The organism is Streptomyces sp. NPDC001868 (assembly GCF_040297125.1).
GTDB lineage: Bacteria > Actinomycetota > Actinomycetes > Streptomycetales > Streptomycetaceae > Streptomyces.
On sequence record NZ_JBEOYO010000002.1, the window covers coordinates 335,491 to 359,372 of the forward strand.

Consider the following 23,882-nt stretch of genomic DNA (forward strand, 5'->3'; position numbering starts at 1 on the left):
ACAGGGTGCCGCCTGCGCCCACCCGTGCCGCCCCAGCGGCACGATTGCCCGCAGAAAGGGCGGGGCGGCCGGGGCGGCACGGGTGGCAGCGTGGTGGGTCAGGGTGTTGCCGAGGGGACCTTTTCCGGTTCCGGGACCGTCATCCTCACCGGTTCCGTGCCTGTCGCGCTGTGGCGGGAGGCCCAGTTCTCCAGGGCGGTGCGGCAGGCGTGGTCGAGGTGGTGGAGGCCCGTGAGGTGGAGCTCTATGGGGCGGTCCTGGGGGAGGGCCTCCAGGTTGTCGAGGATCTTCGGGAGGCGGAGGAAGGTCGCGTTGCCCGAGAGGTAGGCCTGGACGGGGCCGGCGCCCTTGTCTATGACCTCCAGCTTGATGTGCGAGGCCTCCCACGCGGTCTTGGCCACGGAGAGCGCCAGACCGATCAGTACGCCCTCGAACATGTTCACCGCGACGATCGCGACGGCCGTGGCCACCAGGATCAGCGCCTCGCCCCGGTGGGTGCGCCACAGGGAGACGATCTCGCGGAACGGGATCAGCTTCCAGCCCGCGTGGACGAGGATGCCGGCCAGGGCGGGGAGCGGGATCAGGGCGAGGGCGCCCGGCAGCAGGGCCGCGAAGAGCAGCAGCCAGACGCCGTGCATCACCCGGGACGCCTTCGTCTTCGCACCGGCCTGGAGGTTGGCCGAGCTGCGGACGATCACCGCGGTCATCGGCAGCGCGCCCAGCAGCCCGCACACCGTGTTACCGGCGCCCTGGGCCATCAGCTCCTTGTCGTACTCGGTGCGCGGACCGTCGTGCATACGGTCCACCGCCGCCGCGCTGAACAGGCTCTCGGCGGAGGCGATGAGCGTGAAGGCGAGGATCGTGCCGATGATCGCCACGTCCGCCAGCTCGCCGAAGGCGTCCAGACCCGGGGGCTGGATCGAGTCCAGCAGGCCCTTCACCTCGACGTTCGCCACCGGGAGGCTGAAGGCCAGGGTGGCGAGCGTGGCCAGCAGGACCGCGGCGAGGGCGCCGGGGACCAGCTGGGCCTTCTTCGGCAGACGCTTCCACAGCACCATCACCGCGACAGTGCCCGCGCCGATCGCCAGCGAGGCGAGTGCGGCGGTGCTGCCGAGGGCGTCGACGAAGGCGCCGGGCAGACCCGCGATCTTGTCGATGCCGGAGGCGGGGGCCTTCAGACCGGCCGCCGCGTAGAGCTGGCCCGCGATGATCACGAGGCCGATGCCGGCGAGCATGCCCTCGACGACGGAGACGGATATCGCACGGAACCAGCGGCCCAGCTTCAGCGCGCCCATGGCGAGTTGAAGCAGACCGGCGGCGAGCACGATCACCCCGAGGGCGGGCAGCCCGAACTGGCGCACCGCCTCGAAGACCAGCACGGTCAGACCGGCCGCCGGGCCGGAGACCTGCAGACTGCTGCCGGGCATCAGACCGGCGACGAGGCCGCCCACGATGCCGGTGACCAGGCCGAGTTCGGCCGGTACCCCGGAGGCGACGGCCACGCCGACACAGAGGGGGAGGGCGACCAGGAACACGACGAGCGAGGCGCCGAAGTCCTGCCGCAGATGGGGGAACTTGGAGGGGACAGGGGACTTGGAGGTCTTGGAAGTCATCGCAGACACCTGGCCGCCGGTCACAGGGTCTCGAACTTGTCGGTGTCCGCGCGGTGTTCGCGCACGGCACCGGTGTGGACCTCGTAGTACCAGCCCCGCAGCCGGAGGCTGCCGTCCGCGAGGCGCTTCTCCACGCACGGGTAGGAGCGCAGGCGCAGAAGCTGGCTGAGGACGTGGTTCTGCACGCCGTCCGCGACGGTCGGATCCTCGACCGCGCCCTGGGGGCGCGGTGTCGCGTTGGTCAGCCAGTCGCGTACGGCCGGTACGGCGTCCAGGTCGTCGCCGCGCACCAGGGCGCCCACGGCGCCGCAGTGCGAATGTCCGCAGACCACGATGTCGGTGACGCCGAGGACCTCCACGGCGTACTCGATGGTGGCCGTCTCGCCGGTGGGGCGGTCGGAGGTGTACGGGGGGACGATGTTGCCGGCGGTGCGCAGCTCGAAGAGCTCGCCGGGGCGGGCGCCCGTGATCAGGGCCGGGACGACCCGCGAGTCGGAGCAGGTGATGAACAGGACCTCGGGGGACTGGCCTTCGGCCAGCCTGGCGAACTCCTCAGGGCGCTGTCCGAACGTACGGGCGTTGTCGATGAGGGGCTGCATGATGTGGTGACTCCTCCTGGCGCGCCTCGCCGGCGCGTCGGGCTTGCACGACAGATGTGGGGGGACAGGCGCTTCCGCGGCTCAGCAGCGGAAGACCTGGAGAACGGCCGGGGTGTGGGCCGTGAAGGATCTCGACGCCCGGTGGTACCGGGTCGAGGGCCGTTCGGGTTCGCTCGCGGCCGCCGGGTTCTCCCCCAGCGGCGGACGCGCGGGCGCCCCGGGCACGGTGTGGGTGGTCGCACGATGCCGGTCGCGCGTGCGGAGAGGACCGGTCGGGTCCTGTGAGGGTGTGCACACGCGGTGGGTGACGGCTTTGTCACGCACCGGCTTCGCGGTGAGGCTGTTTCCGGGCTTGGCTTTGGCCTTCACATGACCAAGCGTGTGCGCTGCTGCGAAGGACGCCGTGGGAGCGAAGGACATGAGGGCGAGCAGGACGGCGGCTAGGGCCGAAAGGACGGTCCGGGTCGTCGTACCTCGCAATATGAGCCTCCCCACTGGCAGTTCCGGGTGTCTCCCACGCGTCGACAGTTGCTCGACTTGGTCAACCGATGGTCAACCGCTGGTCAAGAAACACGTTAACCCTGCAAAGTTGTTTGCAGGGTTAACTTAACGTTGCGAGCTGAAGAGAGCCTGAAAAGCGAGGGCGGGTTGGCCGGAATCGACCCTTGACCTGGGGAAGTTGTCGTGGGTCGGTGTACGTCCGGTGGTGGTGGGGTCAGTGCTCCACGAGTCGCTTGGCGTCGCGCGCGAGGGCGGTGAGGCGGGAGATGGCCCGGAAGTACTTCTTGCGGTACCCGCCCTTCAGCATCTCCTCGCTGAACAGCTGATCGAACGGCAGCCCCGAGGCGAGCACGGGCACCTCGCGGTCGTACAGCCGATCGGCGAGCACCACGAGCCGCAGCGCCGTGGACTGGTCCGGGATCGGCTGGACGTCGGTCAGGCAGACCGCCGTCAGGTCGTCCGTGAGGGCGCCGTACCGGCTGGGGTGGACCCGCGCGAGGTGGTCCAGCAGATGCGGGAAGTCGTCGAGCGAGGCGCCCGAGGTGGCGTACGCCGCCTTGGTGACCTGCTCGTCGGAGTACGGCGCCGGGGCCTCGGGCAGACCGCGGTGGCGGTAGTCCTCGCCGTCGATGCGCAGGGAGCGGAAATGGGCCGACAGGCCCTGGATCTCCCGCAGGAAGTCGACCGACGCGAACCGGCCCTCACCGAGCTTGCCAGGCAGGGTGTTCGAGGTGGCGGCCAGTGCCACACCCGCGTCGACCAGCTTGCCGAGCAGGGTCGACACCAGGACGGTGTCGCCCGGGTCGTCCAGCTCGAACTCGTCGATGCACAGCAGACGGTGGCCGGAGAGGGTCTGGACCGTCTTCTGGAAGCCGAGGGCACCGACCAGGTTCGTCAGCTCCACGAAGGTGCCGAAGGCCTTGAGGGCGGGCTCGGCCGGGGTGGCGTGCCAGAGGGAGGCGAGGAGGTGGGTCTTGCCGACGCCGTAGCCGCCGTCCAGGTAGACACCTCGAGGGCCGGCGGGGACGCCGGAGGCCTTCGCCCTGCCGAAGCCCAGGGAGCCGAGGAAGCCGCGCTTGCCGGCACCGGTCGCGTGCGCACCGCCGAGGCCCGCAGCGAAGCCGCTCAGCACGTGGACGGCCTCGGTCTGGCTCGGCTGGTTCGGGTCCGGGATGTAAGTGGCGAAGCGGACCGAGTCGAACCGGGGCGGCGGGACCATCTCGGCCACGAGCCGGTCCGCGGGGACATGGGGCTCGCGGGCACACAGGGACGAGGGGGCCGCTTCGGGTATCGGACCGATTCCGGACACGGTGGCAGAGGACGACGACACGGTTACCGAGTCTAAGGGTCGTGCCACACTGCACGACATGCGACGCCTGTTCCCTGTGACCGAAGAGACAGCGGCCCGGACATCGGAAGAACCGACATCGGAAGACCGGCCATCGGAAGACCGGACACCTGATGAGTGGAGTCTCGATGAGCTGGCGGTGGCGTACGCCTATCCCGAACCCGCGCCGGGCGGGCGCGAGCCGTGGCTGCGCGCCAACATGGTGTCCACGCTCGACGGGGCCGCCCAGCACGGCGGACGTTCGCAGCCGATCTCCAGCGACGCCGACATGCGGATCTTCGGCACGCTGCGGGGGCTCGCGGATGTGGTGATCGTCGGCGCGGAAACGGTACGCCAGGAGGGGTACCGTCCGGCACGCGCGCGTGAGGCGTTCGCGCAGACGCGTCGGGCGGCCGGGCAGACGCCCGCGCCGGCCGTCGCCGTGGTGAGCGCGAGTCTGGATCTGGACTTCTCGCTGCCGCTGTTCACCTCGCCACTCACGCCGACGATCCTGCTCACCGGCGCCGCCGCGGCCCCCGACCGGGTGGCCACCGCCGAGAAGGCCGGTGTCCGGGTCGTGGTCGCCGGGGACGGCATGGGCGTCGACCCTGCCCGGGCCGTACGGGCTCTCGCCGACCTGGGGCTGAAACGGCTGCTCAGCGAGGGCGGCCCCCGGCTCCTGGGCCAGCTGATCGCCGCCGACGTCCTGGACGAACTGTGTCTGACCGTGTCGCCGACGCTGACGGCCGGGGACGCCCAGCGGATCGCCGGGGGCCCCTCCGTGCCGGTGCCCAAGCGCTTCGCGCTGACGTCGCTGCTGGAGGAGGCCGGGTACCTGTTCGGTCGTTACCGTCGTACGTGAATGCGGGCGGAATCTACCGTTCCGTTTAGCTTTCGCCGGGCACACTAGAACCCTGAGGAGTGAGGGCCCGTGGGGCCCTCCGAGGAGAAGGGCGCCTGTGGTGTCGTTCACGAGCGTATTGATGATCGAGAAGGCTCTGACGTCCGCGGACGTGGAGTTCGTCACGACCCTGCACGGCGACGAGCGGGCCTCCTTCCATGTGCTGCTCCAGCCGCGGGGCAATCAGGCCGACCGGCTGCTGCGGGCCATCGACGACCTCGCCCTCGGTGAGCTGGACGAGGCGGCGCGGGAGGGGGAGACACCGGAGGGGGAGCTGGCGCTGGACGCGGGGGAGCGGGCGCTGGAGGTGTCGTTGCAGGCGTTGCGGGTGGCGGGGAGTTCGGCGGAGGGGCGGCTGATCGAGGATCATCCGCTGGATGCGCTGAAGTCGTTGGTGGAGGAGGTTTCCGCCGATGAGGTGCTGGTGCTGACCGATCCGCATTACGTGGAGGAGTTCTTCCATCGGGACTGGGCGTCGCGGGCTCGGCACAAGGTGGGGGTGCCGGTGTTGAAGTTGTTCTCGCACAGTCGGGCTTGAGGGAGGGGCGCCGTTGGGGGTGCCTGTGGTTCGTCGGGTGCGGGTTCGTCGTGGCTGATCGCGCAGTTCCCCGCGCCCCCGAACGGCGGCTGCGCCGCCGCCGGGCAGGGCGCGGCCCCTGGCCATAGCTACGAAAGTGACCGGCTTTGTAGCTACGCAATAGGGTGGGGGCGCGCCTGCTGTGGGGCGTGGATCGTCTTCGTACCGTCGCTTGGAGAACACGCATGGCACCCGGACTGCCTACCGCCATGGATCGGCCGCACTTCATCGGGATCGGTGGGGCCGGGATGTCGGGGATCGCGAAGATCCTCGCGCAGCGGGGCGCCAAGGTCGCCGGCAGTGATGCCAAGGAGTCGGAGACGGCCGAGGCGCTGCGGGCGCTGGGGGCCACGGTGCACATCGGGCACGCGGCCGAGCATCTCGCGGACGACGCGACCTGCGTGGTCGTCTCCTCGGCGATCCGGGCCGACAACCCCGAGCTGGCCCGCGCCGCCGAGCTGGGGATTCCCGTCGTCCACCGGTCGGACGCGCTCGCCCGGCTGATGGACGGGCTGCGGCCGATCGCGGTGGCCGGGACGCACGGCAAGACCACGACCACGTCCATGCTGGCGGTGTCGTTGGCGGAGCTGGGGCTGAGGCCGTCGTACGCGATCGGCGGCGACCTCGACGTACCCGGGTCGAACGCGGTGCACGGGGACGGGGAGATCTTCGTCGCCGAGGCGGACGAAAGCGACCGCAGCTTCCACAAGTACGCGCCCGAGGTCGCGATCGTCCTCAACGTGGAGCTGGACCACCACGCCAACTACGCCTCCATGGACGAGATCTACGAGTCCTTCGAGACGTTCGCGGGGAAGATCGTGCCCGGTGGCACGCTGGTGATCTCCGCCGACCACGAGGGCGCCCGGGAGCTGACCTCCCGGCTGTCCGGGGTGCGCGTCGTGACGTACGGCGAGCGCGAGGACGCCGATGTGCGGGTGCTGTCGGTCGTGGCGCAGGGGCTGAAGAGCGAGGTCACGGTGGTGCTCGACGGGCAGGAGATCGTCTTCACGGTCTCCGTGCCCGGGCGGCACTACGCCCACAACGCCGTCGCCGCGCTCGCGGCCGGTGTCGCGCTCGGCGTGCCGGCGGACGGGCTGGCGCCCGCGCTGGCGGCGTACACCGGGGTGAAGCGGCGGCTCCAGCTGAAGGGCGAGGCCGGGGGCGTCCAGGTGATCGACTCCTACGCGCACCACCCGACCGAGATGACCGCCGACCTGGAGGCCATGCGCTCCGCGGCCGGGAACGCGCGGATCCTCGTCGTCTTCCAGCCGCACCTGTTCTCCCGCACCCAGGAGCTGGGCACCGAGATGGGGCAGTCCCTGGCGCTGGCGGACGCGTCCGTCGTCCTCGACATCTACCCGGCCCGCGAGGACCCGATCCCGGGTGTGACCAGTGAGCTGATCATCGACGCGGCCCGACGTGCGGGCGCCGACGTCACGGCCCTGCACGACAAGGCCGAGGTGCCCGACGTGATCGCGGGAATGGCGAAGCCGGGTGATCTCGTTCTCACCATGGGCGCGGGTGATGTGACGGACCTGGGCCCGAAGATCCTGGACCGTCTTTCCAGCTGAGTTGAGTTGAGGGGCTGAGGCTCATGTCGTACGACGTCGAGAAGCCGGACGAGCAGTGGCGGGCGGAGCTGACCCCGGCCGAGTACGCCGTGCTGCGGCAGGCCGGCACGGAGCCCGCGTTCGTCGGTGAGTACACCGACACCAAGACCAAGGGCGTCTACTCCTGTCGCGCCTGCGGTGCCGAACTCTTCACCTCCGACACGAAGTTCGAGTCGCACTGCGGCTGGCCGTCCTTCTACGACCCGAAGGACAGCGACGCGGTGGAGCTGCTCTCCGACCGGTCGCACGGCATGGTCCGCACGGAGGTGCGGTGCGCCCGGTGCGGCTCGCACCTCGGGCACGTCTTCGAGGGCGAGGGGTACGCCACGCCCACCGACCAGCGGTACTGCATCAACAGCATCTCGCTGAGGCTCGCCGCGGACGAGGGCTGACGCCGGTCACGGACGAGGGCTCGCACTGGGCCGGTCGCCGTTGACGCCCTCTCACCTGTGGTCGCTCGTACGCCCGTTGCCGGGGTTGACTACGTGACTACTGTGTGAAGGGTGTTGACGCGAGAGGTCTCTCGGACCGTGCCCGGGGGCCTGACGTGAACGGACTGGTCTACTTCATGGCGGCCGCCGCCCTGTGGACCGGCTTCGCGGCCCAACTGCCCGGCCTGTGGCGCGACTGGCGCGATCCGCTGAAGTGCGCGTTCTGCGCCGTGATCTTCCTCGCCGGGTTCTGCTTCGCCCTCGGCGCCCCGCCCACCGTCGGTTTCATCAACCACGCCGTCGGCGTGCCCAACGCCGCCGCGTGCGTCACCTACGGGGCCGTCAACGCCTTCTCCGCCGCGTCCCTCGTCCTCATCGTCCACTGGCGCGGCGCCGACGACCCCGCCCAGCTGCGGCGGGTCTCCCGCGCCTGGCTGCTCGCCTACGCCCTGGTCATCGCGGGGCAGACCGCGCTGTTCGCCGCCGGGGACGCGCCCGTCGAGCGGCGCACGGACTTCGACACCTACTACGCCGGCACCCCGTTCATCCGCGAGATGATCGTCCTCTATCTCGTCGCCCACATGGCGGCCGCCTTCACCACCACGATCCTGTGCTGGCGCTGGACCCTCCGGATCAGCGGCTGGACACGGTGGGCGCTGGCCGTGCTCGCCGTCGGGTGGCTGTGCACCAGCGCGTACGGCGTGGTGAAGATGGTCGCCGTCGCCGGCCGCTGGAGCGGGCACCACTGGGATCCGCTGAGCACCCGGCTGGCCCCGATGCTGGTCACCTTCGGCGCAGCCCTCACCTCGGCCGGCTATGTCCTGCCGCTGCTCGGGCCGCGTATCGACAGCCTTCTCGCCTTCCTGCGGCTCGGGCCGCTCCTCCGGCTCGTCGAGGCCGGGACCGGTGGCCGGAGCCGGCGGAACGTTCTGCGGTCCTGGCGCTCCCTCGGTGACGTCGAGCTTCGGCTGACCCGCCGTACGACGGCCATCCGGGACGGCCTCAGGGAGGTGTCCGTCCACTTCGACGAGGGTGTGCGGGAGCGGGCCCGTCGGCGGGCGCGGACTCTTGGGCTCGGGGTGGAGGAGGCCGAGGCGATCGGGGACGCGGCGATGGTGGCTGTGGCTGTGGAGGTGAGGGCCGGCACGGGGGGTCGTTCCGGGGAGATGGGGTCGGGGGTGCTGGATCCGGCCGTTCTGGACAGTGTTGCCCTTGATGCCCTCGCGGGGATCGGGGGTGGGGTGGTGGGGACCGAGGTGGGGTCTGAGGTGGGGACCGAAGCCGGGGGACTGAGGTTGGACACCGGGCAGGCGGCGTTGATTCGGATGTCCCGGGTGGTGCGGGGTGGTGTTGTGGAGGGGACTGTGCGGGCGGAGCGGGCTGAAGGCTGACAGGTCTCGTGCTGTCTACGGCTCAGTGGGGGCTTGTCGCGCGGTTCCCCGCCCCCCTTACGGGGCGGTGGTGTGCAGGTTTCTCAGGATTTCCCGCTCTTGTGGTGTGAGCGGGGGGCCCGACAGCGGTGGGAGGACCGGGCCCAGGGCTGTGGCCAGGAGCAGGGCGGGGTGGAGCAGGTGGAGGGCGTTCGCCTGGAGGGTGGTCACCTTGCACATGGCGGCCGAGACGCGGTAGGAGCCGGTGGCCACGCGGGTCATGCGGCCGGTGTAGGCGGACAGCAGGCGGTCGGCGGGTGTGGGGGACTTGCCGCGTACCTCGGGGAACCACTGGTCCTGGCCGACGGACATGGCCCACGCCGCGTTCACCACCTTCGCGGCCGCCCGCTGGGCCCGCCGTGCCAGGCCGGGCGCGGCGATGCCGGTCCGGTCCAGCTCCCGGCCGAGCGCGCGTGCGCCGAGGGCGGCCACCGACATGCCCTGCCCGTAGACCGGGTTGTAGGTGGCGACGGCGTCCCCGAGGGCCACCAGGCCTTCGGGCCACTTCTCGGACTTCTCGAAGTAGCGGCGTTCGTTGCGGGTGCTGCGGCTGAGGAGCACATCGGTCAACGGCTCGGCGTCGGCGATCAGTTGGCTGAGGAGGGGGTGGCGCAGGCCGCGGGCGAAGGTGACGAAGTCGTCGGGGGCGGCGGTGGGTTCGCTGCCCCGGCTGCCGCTGAGACTGACCAGCCAGCGGTCGCCCTCGATCGGGAGGAGAAGCCCGGCGCGTCCGGGCCGGCCGCCCGCCGGGTCCGCCGTGATCTGTGTCGGCGGGAAGGTCTCCGCTCCCTCGGGAGTGCGGTAGAGGCGGGTCGCGTAGACGAACCCGGCGTCGACCACGTCCTTGCGGATACCGGTGATGCCGAGGTCCGCGAGCCAGTGCTCGATCCGGGTGCCGCGACCGCCGGCGTCGACCACCAACTCCGCGCGCAGACTCTCCTCGGCCTCGCTCCCGCCCACGGTTACCCGGACGCCGGTGACCCGCTCGGCGGTGCCCAGGAGGCCCGTGACCGTGGCGCGGCGGATCTTGATGCGGGGGGTGCTCGCGAGGACGGCGTCCCGTACGGTCCAGTCCATCAGGTCGCGGCTGCCGATGAGCAAGGGATACGTGCCGTGGTGGCGTGAGCGGCGGTACCAGCCCTGCGGGCCCAGCGTCACCAGGCCCGAGGTGAGGCCGCGTTCCCGGGCACCGGCCGCCAGCAGCCGCTTGCGCACCCCGCCGCCGGGCACGAGTTCGTCGATGGCGTCGCGCCCGCTGGGCAGGAGGATGTGGGCGTGGCGGCCCTGGGGGAGGCCCTTGCGCGACCGGGGTTCGTCCGGAAGCTCGTCGCGCTCCAGAACGATCACTTCGTCCACGGACCTGGCCAGTGCGGCGGCGGCCAGCACGCCGGCCATGCTCGCGCCGATGACGACCGCGGTGTGCGGCATGGATCCCCCTGGGCTCGGTGAAGCCTCACCGTACATTCGGGCGCCTGATCGCCATAGAGGATCAGGGTGTCGGGGGGGGAGAGGGAGGGAGGGCGAGGGGGGTGTGGCGCGGGGCCGCCGTAGGGGGTGGCGGGGATGTGGGGCGGCTGCGGGTTGGTTGTGGCTGGTCGCGCAGTTCCCCGCGCCCCTGAAGGGGCGCGGGGCGGCCCCGACCGGGGGTGGCGCATCCGGCGGGGCCATTCTTCTGCCGACTCGTCAGTTCGTCAGCCTGTCAGCTTGTCGCTCGTACCGCGTCCTGGATCACTGCCGCCACCTCGTCGGGGCGGGAGACCGCCACGGCGTGGGAGGCGCCCTCGATCTCGGTGACGGTGGCGCCCGCGCGCTTGGCGCCGAAGCGCTGGACGTCGGGGTTGATCGCCTGGTCGGCGTCCGCGACGACGGCCCAGGAGGGCTTGGTCTGCCAGGCGGCCGTCGCGGTCGGCTCGGTGAACACCGATGCGGACAGGGGGCGTTGGGAGACGGCGAGGATCCTGGTGGCCTCGGCCGGGACGTCGGCGGCGAAGATGTCCGGGAAGGCGTCCGGCTTGATCGTGACCTCGACGGCGGGGTCGGCGCCCTCGACGGGGTACGTCCACTCGTCGAGGTTGGCGACGAGCGGGGAGAGCGGGAAGCGGCCCTGCAACTCGCCCAGGCTCTCGCCCTGTTCGGGGACGTACGCGGCCACGTAGACCAGGCCGACGACGTTCTCGGCGGCGCCGGCCACGGTGATGATCGCGCCGCCGTAGGAGTGGCCGACGAGGACGACGGGACCGTCGACCTGGGCCGCCGCCGAGGCGACGTACGCGGCGTCGGAGGCCAGACCGCGCAGGGGGTTCGGCAGCGCACGGACGGGGATGTCCCGGCCGCGCAGTTCCTCTATGACGCCGGCCCAGCTGGACGCGTCGGCGAAGGCGCCGTGCACGAGGAGGACGGTCGGGGTCGGGGTGGGGGACATGGTGGAGTGCTCCTTCTCGGCCGCCGGGTGCGTCAGGCGGGCGGCCTGGGTCTCGCGGGGGCCGGGTGGGCCGGCCGCCGTGCGGGGGCTGGGTGGGTCGGCCGCTGTGCGGGGCCGGGCCGGTCAGTTGCCGTGGAGGGCGGTGCGCAGGGTGCCGGTGGCCAGGGTGATCGCGGCCTCGGCGGCGTGCGTCTCCCGCAGGGCGTTGAGCATGACGAAGTCGTGGATGATGCCCTGGAAGCGCACGGCGGTGACCGGTACGCCCGCCTCGCGCAGCTTGTTGGCGTACGCCTCGCCCTCGTCGCGCAGGACGTCGGCCTCGCCGGTGATGACCAGGGCCGGGGGCAGGTCCTTGAGCTGTTCGACGCTCGCCCGCAGCGGGGAGGCGGTGATCTGGGCGCGCTCGGACTCGTCGGCCGTGTACTGGTCCCAGAACCATTGCATGCCGTCGCGGCGCAGGAAGTAGCCGGTGGCGAACTGGTGGTACGAGCCGGTGTCGAAGCCCGCGTCCGTCACCGGGTAGAACAGCACCTGCTGGACCAGCGGGACGTCACCGCGCTGCTTGGCCATCAGGGTCAGCGCGGCGGTCATGTTGCCGCCCACCGAGTCACCGGCGACGGCCAGCCGGGCACCGTCCAGCTCCTTGGACGCGCCCTGCTCGACGACCCACTTCGCGACGGCGTAGTTCTGCTCGATGGCGACCGGGTAACGGGCCTCGGGGGAGAGGTCGTACTCGGGGAAGACCACGGCGGCGTTCGCGCCGACGGCCAGTTCGCGCACCAGCCGGTCATGGGTGTGCGCGTTGCCGAACACCCAGCCCGCGCCGTGGATGTAGAGGATCACCGGCAGGACGCCCTCGGCGCCGGCCGGCTTCACGATCCGCGCCCGGACACTGCCCGTCGGACCGCCCGAGACGGTGATCCACTCCTCGTCGACCGCCGGCTTCTCGATCTCGCCCGACTGCACCTCGTCGACCGCCTTGCGCCCCTCCGCGGGCGGCAGTTCGAAGAGGAAGGGCGGGTTGGCGGTGGCTTCCGCGAACGCGGCGGCCGCCGGTTCCAGGACCGGGCGGATCGGCTCGGAGGTGCCGGAGGTGTCGGACATGTGGTTCTCCCGATGTGGTGCGGTGTGTTGCCGTGCTCTGTGGCGGGGTGGTGCGGTGCGCCGGTGTGCGGCCGGTGCTCTTCGGCGAGCACGCTAGAGCCGGAGAACCACGGGGAGTTGCCCACCAGCGCACCGAGGCCGGTCCGGGAGCGCACGACCTGTGTCGCGTCGATTCCGCGTCCGCTTCCCGTGCGCTGTGAGGACGAATGCGGTGCGCCGCCGGACCAGGGGCGAGGGGTCGTCCCGCCTAGCTTCGAAAGCGATTCCGCATGTGAAACCCCCCTCGGAAAGGCATCACCATGGTCGACATCAACGAGGTCACCGCGACCCCCGGCCCCGATCTGCTCACCCCCGACAACTGCGCGGTCCTGTTCGTGGACCACCAGCCGCAGATGTTCTTCGGCACCGGCAGCGGCGACCGCACCGCGATCATCAACGCGACCGTGGGCCTGGCCAAGGCCGCCAAGGTCTTCGATGTGCCGGTGGTCCTCAGCACGGTGGCCGCCGAGTCCTTCTCCGGCCCGCTCCTGCCGCAGCTCGCGGACGTCTTCCCCGGACGGAAGACCGTCGACCGTACGACCATGAACGCCTGGGAGGACGTCGCCTTCGTCGAGGCGGTGAAGGCCACCGGCCGCGAGAAGCTCGTCATCGCCGGCCTGTGGACCGAGGTCTGTGTCGTGCTGCCCGCCCTGTCCGCGCTCGCCCAGGGCTACGAGGTCTACGTCGTCACCGACGCGTCCGGCGGGGTCAGCCCGCAGGCCCACGAGCACGCCGTACAGCGGATGATCCAGGCCGGTGCCGTACCGGTCACCTGGGTGCAGGTGCTCCTGGAGTTCCAGCGCGACTGGGCGCGTACGGAGACGTACGGTCCCACCACCGAGGTGGTCAAGGAGCACGGTGGCGCCTACGGACTCGGGATCGTCTACGCGCAGGCCGTCATCGGGGAGCACGCGGCGGGCTGAGGCGCGGGACCTGTCCCGCCGAGTCCCGCCACTCGCTCGGTGACATGCCGTACGCCGCCCGGAACACCCGGCTGAAGTGGGTCGCGCTCAGGAAGCCCCAGCGGCCGGCCACCGAGGCGATGGTGCGGCGGTTGCGGACGCCGAGCACGAGGTCGCGCCGGCACTCCTCCAGACGGCGGCGCTGGATCCAGCGGCCCACGCTCGTGCCCTCGTCCTGGAAGAGTTTGTGCAGATAGCGCACCGAGATGTGGTGCGCGCTCGCGATGACCTCCGGTGAGAGATCCGCGTCGGCCAGGTGGTCGTCGATGAACCGCAGGACCCGTGCGACCAGGGGCGACCGGTGGCCGCCGGGTGCGCCGGCCGACGCGGTCGGCCCCGGCTGCCCCGGCTGCCCCGGCTGCCCGGACCGGCCCGGCTGCCCCAACTGCTCCGTGGCGAGGGTGGCCAGCAGGTTCACCGCGTTCCGGGTGAGCATCTCGCCGACCACGGGCTCGGCGGAGACCGCCGTGTCGGCCAGCTCGGACAGGAACGGCGACAGCAGCGTCCCCAGCCGGGAGGACCCGGCGACCGGGGTCGCCACGACACGCCGCAGATCGCCGTCCGCCAGCCCCAGTTCCTCGCGCGGGACGAGAAAGACCTTCAGCAGGCAGCGCTCGGGGAGGTCCAGGGACGGGGGGTGGTTCGCGTCGTAGAAGCAGATGTCCCCCGGCTGGAGGGAGACATCCGGTATCCGTTCGGCCGGCGGGACTCCGGTCCCGCGCACGCCGACGAACAGGTACGCCGCGCCGCCCGTCCGCGCGGTCAGCCGGTACGCGTCGGCTGCGGGCCGCCCGTCCCCGGGCAGTTCCACGGCCGCCCCGTCGAGGCCGAGGCGGAGGTCGAGGACGGAGATGCGGAGACCCGCCGTCCCGATGGTGCCGGTGTCGGACCTGGTCATCTGTCGCTTCCTCCACGGCCGTTCGAGCCCCCCGTCAATCACTGCACCCGGAGCGTAGGAAGGAAGATGTGAAAAAAGTGTGACCGCGAAGTGACGGTGGCAGCGCCGACGGCTACGGGGTGCCCGTGCGCTCCGACGGCTACGGGGTGCCCGGGCGGGCCTCGTGGTCGAACAGCCGTCGGCGTGCGGCGCGGCGGTCCTCGGGCGAGTCGTACGTCTCGGCCGACTCGGCGGCGAAGACGCGCAGCAACTCGTGCAGGGCGTAGCGGCCCGGCGCGTACTCGGTGACGAGATGCGCGTCGGCGAGCCCGTCGAGCAACAGCCGCGCCTGCCGGGGCGGGAGACCGGCCAGGGCTGCGGCCGTGTCTGGGGTTAGGTGCGGGTGCGGGTGCGGGTGCGGGTGCGGGATCGGGTGTGGGTGCGGGGTGTGGTCTCGGTTCGGGCTGGGGTGCGTGTCCGGGGCCGAGGCCGGGCCGGGGTGCAGGGACAGCAGACGGAACAGCCGGGCTTGTTCGGGTGACAGGCGCCGGTAGGAGTGGGCGAAGGCGGCGCGGAGATCGGGGGTGTCGCCGGTGTCGGCGGTGAACGCGTCGAGGGTGCCCCGGGAGTGGCGCAGCTCGGCCGCGACGGTCTTGAGGGGGTGGTTCGGGTGGTCGGCTGTGCGGGTGGCGGCGATGGTCAGGGCCAGGGGCAGTCGGGCGCAGTGGGTGACGATCTCGTCGGCCGCTTCGGGCTCGGCTGCCGCCAGGGCGTGGCCGATGTGGGCCGCCAGTGTCGCCCTTGCGTCCGCCGCCGACGGGAGGTCCAGGCGTAGTGGATGGGTGCCCGAAGCGATCAGACCGGGCAGGCCGTGGCGACTGGTGACCAGGGTCAGGCAGCCGGGCGACGCGGGCAGCAGCGGCCGTACCTGCTCGGTGTCGGCCGCGTCGTCCAGGACGACCAGCAGCCGCCGGCCGGCCAGCAGACTCCGGTACAGCCCGGCGAGGGAGTCCGTGCGGTCCGGCATGCGCGCGGGCGGCACCCCGAGCGCGGTGAGCAGTTCGCGGAGCGCCGCCGCCGGGTCCAAGGGCGCCTGGGCGGGGCCGAACTCCCTTAGTGTTACGTGCAGTTGACCGTCGGGGAAGCGTGGGGCGACCTGGTGGGCCCAGTGCACCGCGAGGGCGGTCTTCCCGATACCGGGCATGCCGCTGATCAGTACGGTGGTGGGTGTCTCCGGGGAGGTGACGGCCGCGTCCGTGAGCTCCGCCAGACGGCCGAGTTCAGCCCGCCTGCCGACCAACACCGGTGGACCGGACGGGGGTTGGCCGAGGTCGGCGTCCGTAGCAGGGCGCGCATCCCCGTTCGTATCGGCACCCGCGTCCGTATCGGCACCCGTGCCCGTGGCCGCACCCGTGCCCGTGGCGGCATTCGTACCCGTGCGCGCATCCGCGTGGGTCGCGGTACCTGTGCCGGTGTCGGCCCCCGCGTGCATGGCGGTGTCCGCGTCCGTGCCGCGCCCCGCGTCGGCGCCGGGCACCGCCGCGTTCGTGCCGGGCGCCGCGTCCGTGCCGGGCGCCGCGCCCGCGTCCGTGCCGGAAGCCGCCTCGGGTGCCGCCACGCTCGTACGGGCCCCCGGCCGTCCCACCGAGTGGGCATCCGCTGAGCCCCGTGCCGTGTGCGGGCCGGTGGGGCCCCATTCCTGGCGGAGCACCCTGGTGTGGGCGGTGGCCAGTTCCGTGCCGGGGGCGACGCCCAACTCCGTGGCCAGCAGCCGGCGTACGCGCTCGTACGCGGTCAGCGCCTCCGCCTGGAGGCCGGTCGCCGCGAGGGCCATGACGAGGGCGGCGTGCAACGACTCGTCGAGGGGGTCGAGTTCGAGGGCCTGCCGCAGGCGGGGCAGCACCTGCTCGCTGTTGCCGGACAGCAGCGCCGCGGCGGCGGCCATCCGGGTCGTGCGGACCAACTCGCGTTCCACTTCGGCGAAGACGACATGCTCCCGTACGGCGGCGGGGATCCCCATGGCCACCGGGCCGCGCCACTCGTCCAGTGCCGCAGTGAAGTGCCGCGCCGCCGCCTCGGACCGCCCGGTGGCCGCCGCCCGCTTGCCCCGTTTCGTGAGGGCACGGAACCGCAGCAGATCGACCTCGTCCTCGCCCGCCTCCAGCAGATAACCCCCGGCGCGGCGCAGCAACCGCCGCCCGGGGGCCCGGGGCGGCAGCCCGGGTTCGAGCAGCCGCCGCAGCGAACCGGCGTACCGACGCACCACGTTCCGCGCGCTGGCCGGCGCCCGCCCCGGCCAGAGCACGTCGACGATCTCGCCCACCGGCACCGGCCGCCCGGCCCGCACCACCAACAGCCCCAACAAAGCTCGCTGTTGGGGGAACCCGAGATCGAGTTCCTCCCCGCCCCGGCACACCCGCAACGGGCCCAGCACGTCCAACCGCATCAGTTCCCCGCCCCGCTCACGTGCCCCACCCACGCGCACTGCTCATACGCCCCGCTCACACACATCGCTCGCTCGCGGCGATCTGGGCCCGGACCTGGTCGGCGTCGGGGTGGCCGAGGGTGATGAGGAGGGTGAGGGCCTGCTGCCGGACCTCATGGGCGGTCGCGTGGTCGTTCATCGCGGCGTGGGTGTCGCCGATGTGGACGAGAGTGCAGGCCTCCAGATACGGCACGCCCAACTCCCGGTAGAGACCGAGGGCGTGGCCGTAGCCGAGGAGGGCGTTCGGGTGGCGGCCGAGGTGGTGGTGGGCGTAGGCGAGGGTGTGCCAGGTGGCGGCCTGGCCGTAGCGGTCGCCGAGTTCCTGGAGCAGGGTCAGCGCCTCGTGGCAGTGGCTCAGGGCCTCCCGGTACTCGCCGAGCAGCGCGTGATACCAGCCGACGGAGTTGAGGACACTGGCGTACGCGGCGCGCCGGCCGCCCGCCCGGAACAGCTCCATGGCCAGCCGGTTGTGGCGGAGCGCGCCGGGCAGATCGCCCTCCTGGTCATGGGTCCAGCCGAGGCTGCGATGGGTGTCGGCCCGCCCGATGTCGTCGCCCAGCTCGGTGAAGAGCCGCAGCGCACGGTCGAGGCGGGGGCGCGCCGACCCGTGCAGACCGAGCCGGCTCTCCGCCCGGGCCAGCGCGCGCAGACCCCTGGCCTCCCACACGGGGTCCGCCGCGCGACCGGCCGGCCGCAGGGCCGCGTCGAGCGCGATCCGCTGGACGGTCGCCCAGTCGTGCCAGTGCCCCCGCCGGTCGAAGAACGGCTCCAACGCCCAGGCGAGCAGACACGCCACCCGGTCGCGCCCGGACCGGGCCGCCGCCCCGACCACGGCGAGCAGCACCGGATACTCGGCGGTCAGCCACGCGAGCGCCTGCTCATGACCGACGAGAGGTTCGGCCCGGACGCCGGCCGGGGGCGGCCCCGGCGGCATCGGGTCCGCGTACGGGGCGAGGAGCGGCTCGGTCGCGTGCGCGGTGTGCACGTAGTACCCGTACAGCCGCTCGGTGGCCGTCTCGCGCTCGCCCTCCGGGTGCTGGTCCTCCAGGAGTTCGGCGGCGTGGGCGCGCAGCAGGTCGTGCAGGGCGTACCGGCCGGGGGCGGGCTCGCCCACGAGGTGGACGTCGGCCAGCTCGGTCAGCAGCGCCCGCGCCCGGCGTCCGGGGAGAGCGGCCAGCGCGGCCGTCGCGGACACGGAGAAGTCCGGGCCCGGATGCAGCGCGAGCAGCGGGAACAGACGTGCCGCCTCGGGCGACACGGCACCCAGCGACCAGGAGAACACCGCCCCGACGTTCGCGGTGGCGTCCGCCCGGCTGAACGCGTCCAGGCTGCCGTGCGCCGCGCGCAGCTCCGCCGCGATCGCCGACAACGGGAAGCCCGGGTGCGCGGCGGCCCGCGCCGCGACACAGGCCAGCGCCAGCGGGAGCCCGCCGCACAGCGCCGCGATCTCCGCCACGGCCCGCTCCTCACCGGCGAGCCGCCCGGGCCCCAGCCGCCGTTCGAGGAACGCCCGCGCCTGTACGGTGTCCAGCGGGCGCAGGGCCAGCGTGTGCGCGCCGTGCGCGGAGACCAGGCCCGACAGCTGGTTGCGGCTGGTGACGATGGTGAGACAGCCGGGCGTGCCCGGCAGCAGCGGCCGTACCTGCTCGGTGTCCCGCGCGTTGTCCAGCAGTACGAGGAAGCGCCGTCCCGCCAACAGGCTGCGGTACAACGCCGCTTGGGCGTCCACTCCGTGCGGGACCCGCTCCGGCGGTACGCCCAGCGCGTCCAGGAAGACGCGCACCGCTTCCCCTGCCTCCATCACCGCACCGGACGGCGCGAAGCCCCGCAGATTGACGTAGAGCTGCCCGTCCGGGAACTGGTCCGCGACCCGATGGGCCCAGTGCACGGCGAGCGTGGTCTTGCCGATGCCCGCCATACCGCCGATGGCGCTGATCACGACGGTGCCGGCGGGACGGATGGTGTGGCTGTGGCTGTGGCTGGTGTGGTTGTCGCCGCTGCCGCTGCCGCTGCCGCTGCCGCTGCCGCTGCCGCTGCCGCTGCCGCTGTGGCGATGGCTGGCACTGTGGCCAGGGTCGCCGCTGTCATCACGCCCGCCGTCGTCGCTGCGCCCGCTGTCGTCGCCACGGTCGACGCCGTCCCCACGCCCGGCGTCGTCCCTCCAGCCGTGGTCCCCACCGCCGGAGCCGGCTCCGCCGTGGTCGGCGAGGAGCGCCAGTACGCGCTCCAGCTCGGCGCGGCGGCCGGTGAACGTCGGTAGGTCGTGGGGGAGTTGGGCGGGGACGGCGGCGGCCGGAGGACGCGGGGGCGCCGGGACGGCGGATCCAGTGGCGGCCCCGGCCCCGCTCCCAGCTTCCGCTTGGACCCCGGCTTCCGGCCCGGCCCCGGCACCTGCCCCGGCTCCCGTCCGGGCCCCGGCTCCCGCGCCGGCTCCCGTCCCGGCCGTAGCCCCAGCCCCAGCCCCAGCCCCAGCCCTGGCTCCCGCCCCGGCCCCAGCCCGGGCCTCCGCCCCCGACACAGCAGGCGCACCCGCTCCGGCACCCCGCACCACGGCCTCATACGCGTCGCGCAGCTCCGGCCCCGGGTCGATGCCCAGTTCGTCGGCGAGCCGCGTGCGGGCGGCCCGGTAGGTGCTCAGTGCCTCGGACTCGCGCCCGGTGGCGGCCAGGGTGAGGACGAGCCGGGCCAGCAGGGGTTCGTCCAGCGGGTCGTCGGCCGCCGCCTCCTGGAGCAGGGGTAGGACGGCGGCGGGGGTGCCGGCGCGCAGCGCCGCGTCGGCCGCCTCGCGCAGGGCCGCCGGCCGTTCACGGTCGACCGCCCCGAAACCGGCGCGCTCCCGCACCTCGGCGGGCAGCCCCGCCCCGACCGGACCCCGCCAGAGCCCCAGCGCCTCGGTGAGAAGCTCCACGGCCCGCGCGGGCGACCCCTGGGCGCCACCGCCGGCCCGACGCGCCTCGTCCCGCAACCGACGGAACCGCAGCAGATCCAAGGAGTCGGCGTCGACCAGGAGCCGGTACCCGCCCGCGTCCCGTATCAGCCACCGGCCGACGGCACGGTTGGGCAGGCCGGGCTCCAACAGACGCCGCAGCGAGCCCACATGGCGGCGGATCACATTCACCGCGCTGGCCGGCGGCTGTCTCCCCCACAGCACGTCGACGATCTCGCTCACCGCCACCGGCTGCCCCGCCCGCACCAGCAACAGCGCCAGCAGCGCCTTCTCCTGCGGCCGTCCCCACGGCGACTCCGCCCCCGTCCGCTCCACCCGGACCGACCCCAGAACCGCGAACCGCACCGGCTCCAGCGCCAACTGACCCTCCTGGTATCTCGTATCTCGTATCTTTCCCCCGCCCCATGACCATACGTGAATCCTGGCCTTACCCAGAGTTACTCGCATGTCATCGCCCCGCGTGAGCGACGTGAGCGATGTGGGCGACGTGAGGGTACGGAGGACGGTACCGTCCGGCACTTGACTCTCGTGGAAAGCGCTTGCCACACTCGCGGCCCGCCACAGGGAACGCCTGCCACGACACCGCAGTACGGCCCGGTGCCGTACGAAGCCGCGCCACTCCAGGTCATCGGCCCGTCGAGCCCCTCGAACCGCGCACGACTCGGTCGAATCGGGTTCGACGGGCGCTCGACGCACGGCAGGCGCGCCGATCCCCCCACAGGAGAAGCCGAGATGGGACGCAGAGCCGCAGCCCAGCACACCGACATCACGACCACCGCCACGCCCGGTGCAACTGACGTGACATCAAATATGGGCTCGCTGCCCGGAGTTGATCCGGTCGCCCGCCGCACACGAGCCCTCGTCACCGCGGCGTGCACCACCGTCCTGCTCACCGGGGCCGCCTTGCTGACCGCTCCCGCGAGCCCGGCTCCGGAGCTGGCCCCGACCCCGGTCGCCGCCCCGGTCGCCGCCGGGGTCGCGGCGGCGTGCGGTGAGGGCTCGTACCAGGCGGAGGCCGTGCTCAGCGGCGGTACCTGGACCGCCCGGCGCGGCGGCAGCGTCACGTACACCGGTACCGACATGCGCGCGGCGATGCAGGCCGCCGTCAACAGCCTGACCTCCGGCCGGACTTCGAAGGAGCGGGTCGTCGTACGCGGCTCGGGGTCCATCGGGGCCGGCTCCCGGGTCTCGCTGCCCAGCTACACCGTGCTCGACGTGTGCGGCACGATCGATGTCACCGGCACGGGCTCCGGCGACCAGGCGCCTGTCTACTCGCGCGGCACCCGGGACATCGAGGTCCAGCACCTCAACCTCACCGGCACCCCGCTGTACGGGATCTTCCTGCGCAACGTCCAGAACGTCGTCCTCGGCCAGCTCGACATGCGCCTCTCGCGCGGTCTCGGCGTCCGGATCGACAACCGGGGCGACACCAGCCAGTGGACGCGGAACGTGCGGATCGACAACGTGTACGTGTCCGGCGCGAGCAGTCACGCGGTCGAGACGTACGGCGTCGACGGGCTCACCGTCGGCACGGTGACCGCCCGCAACGTCGGCGAGTCCGGGCTGCTCCTCAACCAGACGGTCAACGCCACGGTCACCAAGGTCGACGCGGACGGCGCGGGCGCCGGCACCGGTTACGCGGCCTTCCGGATGGCCAACCGCAATGGGCGGGTGGGCAGTTCGTACCCGACCAACATCCGGGTCGGCGAGGTGGTCGCGCGGGGCGGCGGACGCGGCGTCTTCTGTGTGTCCGAGAGCGGTGGCGCGGTCATCGACCGCGTCAACCTCACCAACACCGGCAACAACGCGATCCTGATCGAGAACTGCTACAACGTGAACCTCGCGGCGCAGAGCGGCACGGTCTCCGGTGGTGGCGAGATCCGGCTCGCGGCGCGTTCGGAGTTCGCCAACAACCGTGACATCACCGTCCAGAACCTGACGGTCACCAACTCGTCCCTCAGGGAGAGCCCCTGCGGCGAGAACACCACCTTCCGCAACAACCGCCTGGTCAACAGCACGTCGAACGTCTGCTGACCCGCCCCCCCCGACGGGCGCGCCCGGAACCCGCTCCCGGGCGCGCCCCCACCGCCTCACCGCCCCGACTAATCCCCCGCCGCATAACACCGAACGGCCACCGTCTGCCCCGGCCCCCACCGCTGCTCGACCGTGGCCAGCAGTCGCCAGCCGAGGCGTTCGTACAGGGCCGCCGCGGCGGTGTCGGAGGCGACGACATCCAGGACCGGGTGCAGGCCGCGCCCGCGTGCCTCGGCGACCGCGTGGGACATGAGCAGCGCGCCGAAACCCCGGCCGCGGGCCGCCGGGGCGACGAACAGGCGGCTGATCACGGCGGTCCCGTCGACGGCCACCCCCGTACGGTCGCTCCACAGCCCGGGCGCCGCGTCCCCCGCGTCGCTCCGCGAGAGGCCGATGTGCCCGGCGATCCGGCCGTCGAGCTCCACCACCCAGGCGGCGAGGAGCGAGGGAGGTGTCAGCCAATCGCCGGGCCGCTCGGGCCAGTTGACGGGATAGCCGTCGCGTTCATGGACCTCCGCGAGGGCCCGGACGCAGTCCCCGAGGTCGTGATCGGTTCGCTGTCGGACGTCATGGGTTCCGCTTCCGCCGGACACGCTCTCGCTCTTCATCGCGGCATGGAAACACACGCCCGAGAGCGCCGACCACCGACTTTTCCGACCGGCCCCGGCAGGCCTGCCGGGGATCTTGACGGCGGTGATGTTACCGGTAACACTGCGAGGGTCCCAGTCACGGAGAGGCGGAGCCCCGCGTGCCCGACACACCGACCGCGCAAGAGGCGAAGCACATCCGACCGGACTCGGCACCCACGGTGTTCAGCCCGGCCGCCGTGGTCGCGTCCTGTGTCGGCTTCGTCCTCATCGGCGTGCTCCAGGCGCTCTACGGCCCCGCCATCCCGGCCTTCCGCGACGAGTTCGGACTGTCGCCGTCGGCCGCCGGGCTCGGGCTGAGCGCCCACTTCATCGGCGGGGTCGTCGGCGTCCTGCTCTTCGACCGGCTGTACGGGCGGCTCGGCAACCGGCGGATCCTGGGCGCCTCGTATCTGCTGATGGCCCTCGGCGCGGCGGGCTTCGCGCTCGCGCCGAACTGGCCCGTGGCCCTCGCCGCCGCGCTGCTCGCCGGACTGGGCTTCGGCGGCATCGACTACGGCCTCAACCAGCTCTTCGCCGTCGGCTTCGGCCACCGCTCGACCGCCATGCTGAACATCCTCAACGCCCACTTCGGTATCGGCGCGATCCTCGGCCCCGCCCTGATCGCCGCCGTCGGCGCCGAGCACTACTCGGCGCTCTTCCTCGCCTTCGCCGCCGCCAACCTGCCGCTGCTGCTCTGCCTGCGGGGCGTACGCGACCACGCGCCCCAGCCCGCCACGGGCGCGAGCGGCACGGGAGGTGTGAGCGGCGCGACTCGTCCGGCAGGTGCGACCGGCGCGGAGGCCGGCGGCTCGGTGCTCGGCCGCAGCCTGGGCTCGGTGCTCGCGGTGTTCGTCACCCTCTACGTCCTGCACGTCGGCATCGAGGCCGGCGTCGGCGGCTGGGAACCCACCCACCTGGAGACGGTCGGATACGGCGCCGGGGCCGCCGCGACCGCCACCTCCGTGTACTGGCTGATGATGACGGTCGGCCGCTTCCTGGTCGCCCCCGTCGCCCTGCGCCACTCACCGCAGACGATCATCACCGTCTCCTGCGCCGGCATGACCGTCTGCCTGCTGCTGGCCTCGGTGCCCTGGCTCGCCCCGTACGCCTATGCCGGAGTCGGCCTGTTCATCGCGCCGATCTTCCCCACCGGCCTGCCCTGGCTGAACGCGGCCGCGCCCCGGGCCCGCCGTGCCGGAGCGCTGGTCATCGCAGCCTCCATGATCGGGGGAGTGGTGGCGGGCCCGGCGCTCGGCAAGGCCATCGAGTGGTCCGGCGTCCGCGCGGTCCCGCTGCTGCTCTGCGCGGTGTCGGCCGTCTGCCTGCTGGCCACGCTGTGGCTGATCCGCGCCACCCGCTCCAACTCGCCCTCCTCATGATCCAGTCGAGCCTCC

At 72.5% G+C, this 23,882-nt stretch carries 19 protein-coding genes; 8 read left to right on the plus strand and 11 right to left on the minus strand.

The features are described 5' to 3' along the window. Positions 1 to 98: 98 nt before the first annotated feature. From ABT147_RS03885 to zapE, 4 genes are all read right to left on the minus strand, one after another. Positions 99 to 1,613, minus strand: a complete 1,515-nt coding sequence (locus ABT147_RS03885) for a SulP family inorganic anion transporter (RefSeq protein ID WP_351402470.1) — start codon at positions 1,611 to 1,613, stop codon at positions 99 to 101. 20 nt (positions 1,614 to 1,633) lie between these two features. Continuing rightward, positions 1,634 to 2,212 carry a carbonic anhydrase gene (locus ABT147_RS03890; protein WP_351402472.1) on the minus strand — a complete coding sequence of 193 codons (579 nt, stop codon included), beginning with the start codon at positions 2,210 to 2,212 and terminating at the stop codon, positions 1,634 to 1,636. An 81-nt stretch (positions 2,213 to 2,293) separates the two neighbouring features. Then, on the minus strand, positions 2,294 to 2,692 hold the full coding sequence (locus ABT147_RS03895) for a hypothetical protein (protein WP_351402474.1): 399 nt from the start codon (positions 2,690 to 2,692) through the stop codon (positions 2,294 to 2,296). Between the two features lie 235 nt (positions 2,693 to 2,927). Next, complete coding sequence (zapE, locus tag ABT147_RS03900) at positions 2,928 to 4,082, minus strand: cell division protein ZapE (RefSeq protein ID WP_351402476.1); 1,155 nt, start codon at positions 4,080 to 4,082, stop codon at positions 2,928 to 2,930. On the opposite strand from zapE, the gene ABT147_RS03905 reads away from it, so the two are divergent. From ABT147_RS03905 to ABT147_RS03925, 5 genes are all read left to right on the plus strand, one after another. Further along, positions 4,003 to 4,902 (plus strand): pyrimidine reductase family protein, encoded by a 900-nt coding sequence (locus ABT147_RS03905; RefSeq protein ID WP_502983024.1) that lies wholly within the window; start codon positions 4,003 to 4,005, stop codon positions 4,900 to 4,902. The genes zapE and ABT147_RS03905 overlap by 80 nt on opposite strands. Positions 4,903 to 5,023: 121 nt before the next feature. Then, on the plus strand, positions 5,024 to 5,479 hold the full coding sequence (locus ABT147_RS03910; protein WP_351402480.1) for an indole-3-glycerol phosphate synthase: 456 nt from the start codon (positions 5,024 to 5,026) through the stop codon (positions 5,477 to 5,479). A gap of 224 nt (positions 5,480 to 5,703) precedes the next feature. Next, positions 5,704 to 7,089, plus strand: coding sequence for a UDP-N-acetylmuramate--L-alanine ligase (murC, locus tag ABT147_RS03915; protein ID WP_351402482.1), 1,386 nt, complete (start codon positions 5,704 to 5,706; stop codon positions 7,087 to 7,089). Positions 7,090 to 7,112: 23 nt separating this feature from the next. Beyond that, entirely contained in the window at positions 7,113 to 7,520 is a 408-nt protein-coding gene (gene msrB / locus ABT147_RS03920; protein ID WP_351402484.1) for a peptide-methionine (R)-S-oxide reductase MsrB, read from the plus strand. 155 nt (positions 7,521 to 7,675) lie between these two features. Continuing rightward, positions 7,676 to 8,950: an MAB_1171c family putative transporter gene (locus ABT147_RS03925; protein ID WP_351402486.1), complete on the plus strand. Its 1,275-nt coding sequence runs from the start codon at positions 7,676 to 7,678 to the stop codon at positions 8,948 to 8,950. Positions 8,951 to 9,007: 57 nt separating this feature from the next. Here the strand turns inward: ABT147_RS03925 and ABT147_RS03930 are convergent, their stop codons facing one another. From ABT147_RS03930 to ABT147_RS03940, 3 genes are all read right to left on the minus strand, one after another. After that, positions 9,008 to 10,417 (minus strand): FAD-dependent oxidoreductase, encoded by a 1,410-nt coding sequence (locus ABT147_RS03930; RefSeq protein ID WP_351402488.1) that lies wholly within the window; start codon positions 10,415 to 10,417, stop codon positions 9,008 to 9,010. A 271-nt stretch (positions 10,418 to 10,688) separates the two neighbouring features. After that, positions 10,689 to 11,411: an alpha/beta fold hydrolase gene (locus ABT147_RS03935; protein WP_351402490.1), complete on the minus strand. Its 723-nt coding sequence runs from the start codon at positions 11,409 to 11,411 to the stop codon at positions 10,689 to 10,691. 123 nt (positions 11,412 to 11,534) lie between these two features. Beyond that, the gene (locus ABT147_RS03940) at positions 11,535 to 12,515 is read right to left on the minus strand and encodes an alpha/beta hydrolase (protein ID WP_351402492.1); all 981 of its coding nucleotides are present in this window, start codon (positions 12,513 to 12,515) and stop codon (positions 11,535 to 11,537) included. A gap of 299 nt (positions 12,516 to 12,814) precedes the next feature. On the opposite strand from ABT147_RS03940, the gene ABT147_RS03945 reads away from it, so the two are divergent. After that, entirely contained in the window at positions 12,815 to 13,477 is a 663-nt protein-coding gene (locus tag ABT147_RS03945) for a hydrolase (RefSeq protein WP_351402494.1), read from the plus strand. Here ABT147_RS03945 and ABT147_RS03950 read toward each other — a convergent pair. From ABT147_RS03950 to ABT147_RS03960, 3 genes are all read right to left on the minus strand, one after another. Beyond that, the gene (locus ABT147_RS03950; RefSeq protein ID WP_351402496.1) at positions 13,452 to 14,414 is read right to left on the minus strand and encodes a helix-turn-helix domain-containing protein; all 963 of its coding nucleotides are present in this window, start codon (positions 14,412 to 14,414) and stop codon (positions 13,452 to 13,454) included. The genes ABT147_RS03945 and ABT147_RS03950 overlap by 26 nt on opposite strands. Positions 14,415 to 14,553: 139 nt before the next feature. Then, entirely contained in the window at positions 14,554 to 16,872 is a 2,319-nt protein-coding gene (locus ABT147_RS03955) for an AfsR/SARP family transcriptional regulator (RefSeq protein ID WP_351402498.1), read from the minus strand. A 22-nt stretch (positions 16,873 to 16,894) separates the two neighbouring features. Beyond that, positions 16,895 to 20,185: an AfsR/SARP family transcriptional regulator gene (locus ABT147_RS03960; protein ID WP_351402500.1), complete on the minus strand. Its 3,291-nt coding sequence runs from the start codon at positions 20,183 to 20,185 to the stop codon at positions 16,895 to 16,897. Positions 20,186 to 20,557: 372 nt separating this feature from the next. On the opposite strand from ABT147_RS03960, the gene ABT147_RS03965 reads away from it, so the two are divergent. After that, positions 20,558 to 21,859, plus strand: a complete 1,302-nt coding sequence (locus ABT147_RS03965) for a hypothetical protein (protein ID WP_351402502.1) — start codon at positions 20,558 to 20,560, stop codon at positions 21,857 to 21,859. Between the two features lie 68 nt (positions 21,860 to 21,927). Here the strand turns inward: ABT147_RS03965 and ABT147_RS03970 are convergent, their stop codons facing one another. Beyond that, positions 21,928 to 22,467 carry a GNAT family N-acetyltransferase gene (locus ABT147_RS03970; protein WP_351402504.1) on the minus strand — a complete coding sequence of 180 codons (540 nt, stop codon included), beginning with the start codon at positions 22,465 to 22,467 and terminating at the stop codon, positions 21,928 to 21,930. A 140-nt stretch (positions 22,468 to 22,607) separates the two neighbouring features. Between ABT147_RS03970 and ABT147_RS03975 the strand changes: the two genes are divergently transcribed. Continuing rightward, complete coding sequence (locus ABT147_RS03975) at positions 22,608 to 23,867, plus strand: MFS transporter (protein ID WP_351402506.1); 1,260 nt, start codon at positions 22,608 to 22,610, stop codon at positions 23,865 to 23,867. Positions 23,868 to 23,882 lie beyond the last annotated feature (15 nt).

Excerpts from the sequence above, each read along its gene's own strand:
- ABT147_RS03940 (WP_351402492.1), bottom strand. The coding sequence starts at position 12,515 with ATGTCCGACACCTCCGGCACCTCCGAGCCGATCCGCCCGGTCCTGGAA.
- ABT147_RS03910 (WP_351402480.1), top strand. The coding sequence starts at position 5,024 with ATGATCGAGAAGGCTCTGACGTCCGCGGACGTGGAGTTCGTCACGACC.
- ABT147_RS03890 (WP_351402472.1), bottom strand. The coding sequence starts at position 2,212 with ATGCAGCCCCTCATCGACAACGCCCGTACGTTCGGACAGCGCCCTGAG.
- ABT147_RS03885 (WP_351402470.1), bottom strand. The coding sequence starts at position 1,613 with ATGACTTCCAAGACCTCCAAGTCCCCTGTCCCCTCCAAGTTCCCCCAT.
- murC (WP_351402482.1), top strand. The coding sequence starts at position 5,704 with ATGGCACCCGGACTGCCTACCGCCATGGATCGGCCGCACTTCATCGGG.
- ABT147_RS03930 (WP_351402488.1), bottom strand. The coding sequence starts at position 10,417 with ATGCCGCACACCGCGGTCGTCATCGGCGCGAGCATGGCCGGCGTGCTG.
- ABT147_RS03950 (WP_351402496.1), bottom strand. The coding sequence starts at position 14,414 with ATGACCAGGTCCGACACCGGCACCATCGGGACGGCGGGTCTCCGCATC.
- zapE (WP_351402476.1), bottom strand. The coding sequence starts at position 4,082 with ATGTCGTGCAGTGTGGCACGACCCTTAGACTCGGTAACCGTGTCGTCG.
- ABT147_RS03970 (WP_351402504.1), bottom strand. The coding sequence starts at position 22,467 with ATGAAGAGCGAGAGCGTGTCCGGCGGAAGCGGAACCCATGACGTCCGA.
- msrB (WP_351402484.1), top strand. The coding sequence starts at position 7,113 with ATGTCGTACGACGTCGAGAAGCCGGACGAGCAGTGGCGGGCGGAGCTG.
- ABT147_RS03965 (WP_351402502.1), top strand. The coding sequence starts at position 20,558 with ATGGGACGCAGAGCCGCAGCCCAGCACACCGACATCACGACCACCGCC.
- ABT147_RS03935 (WP_351402490.1), bottom strand. The coding sequence starts at position 11,411 with ATGTCCCCCACCCCGACCCCGACCGTCCTCCTCGTGCACGGCGCCTTC.
- ABT147_RS03945 (WP_351402494.1), top strand. The coding sequence starts at position 12,815 with ATGGTCGACATCAACGAGGTCACCGCGACCCCCGGCCCCGATCTGCTC.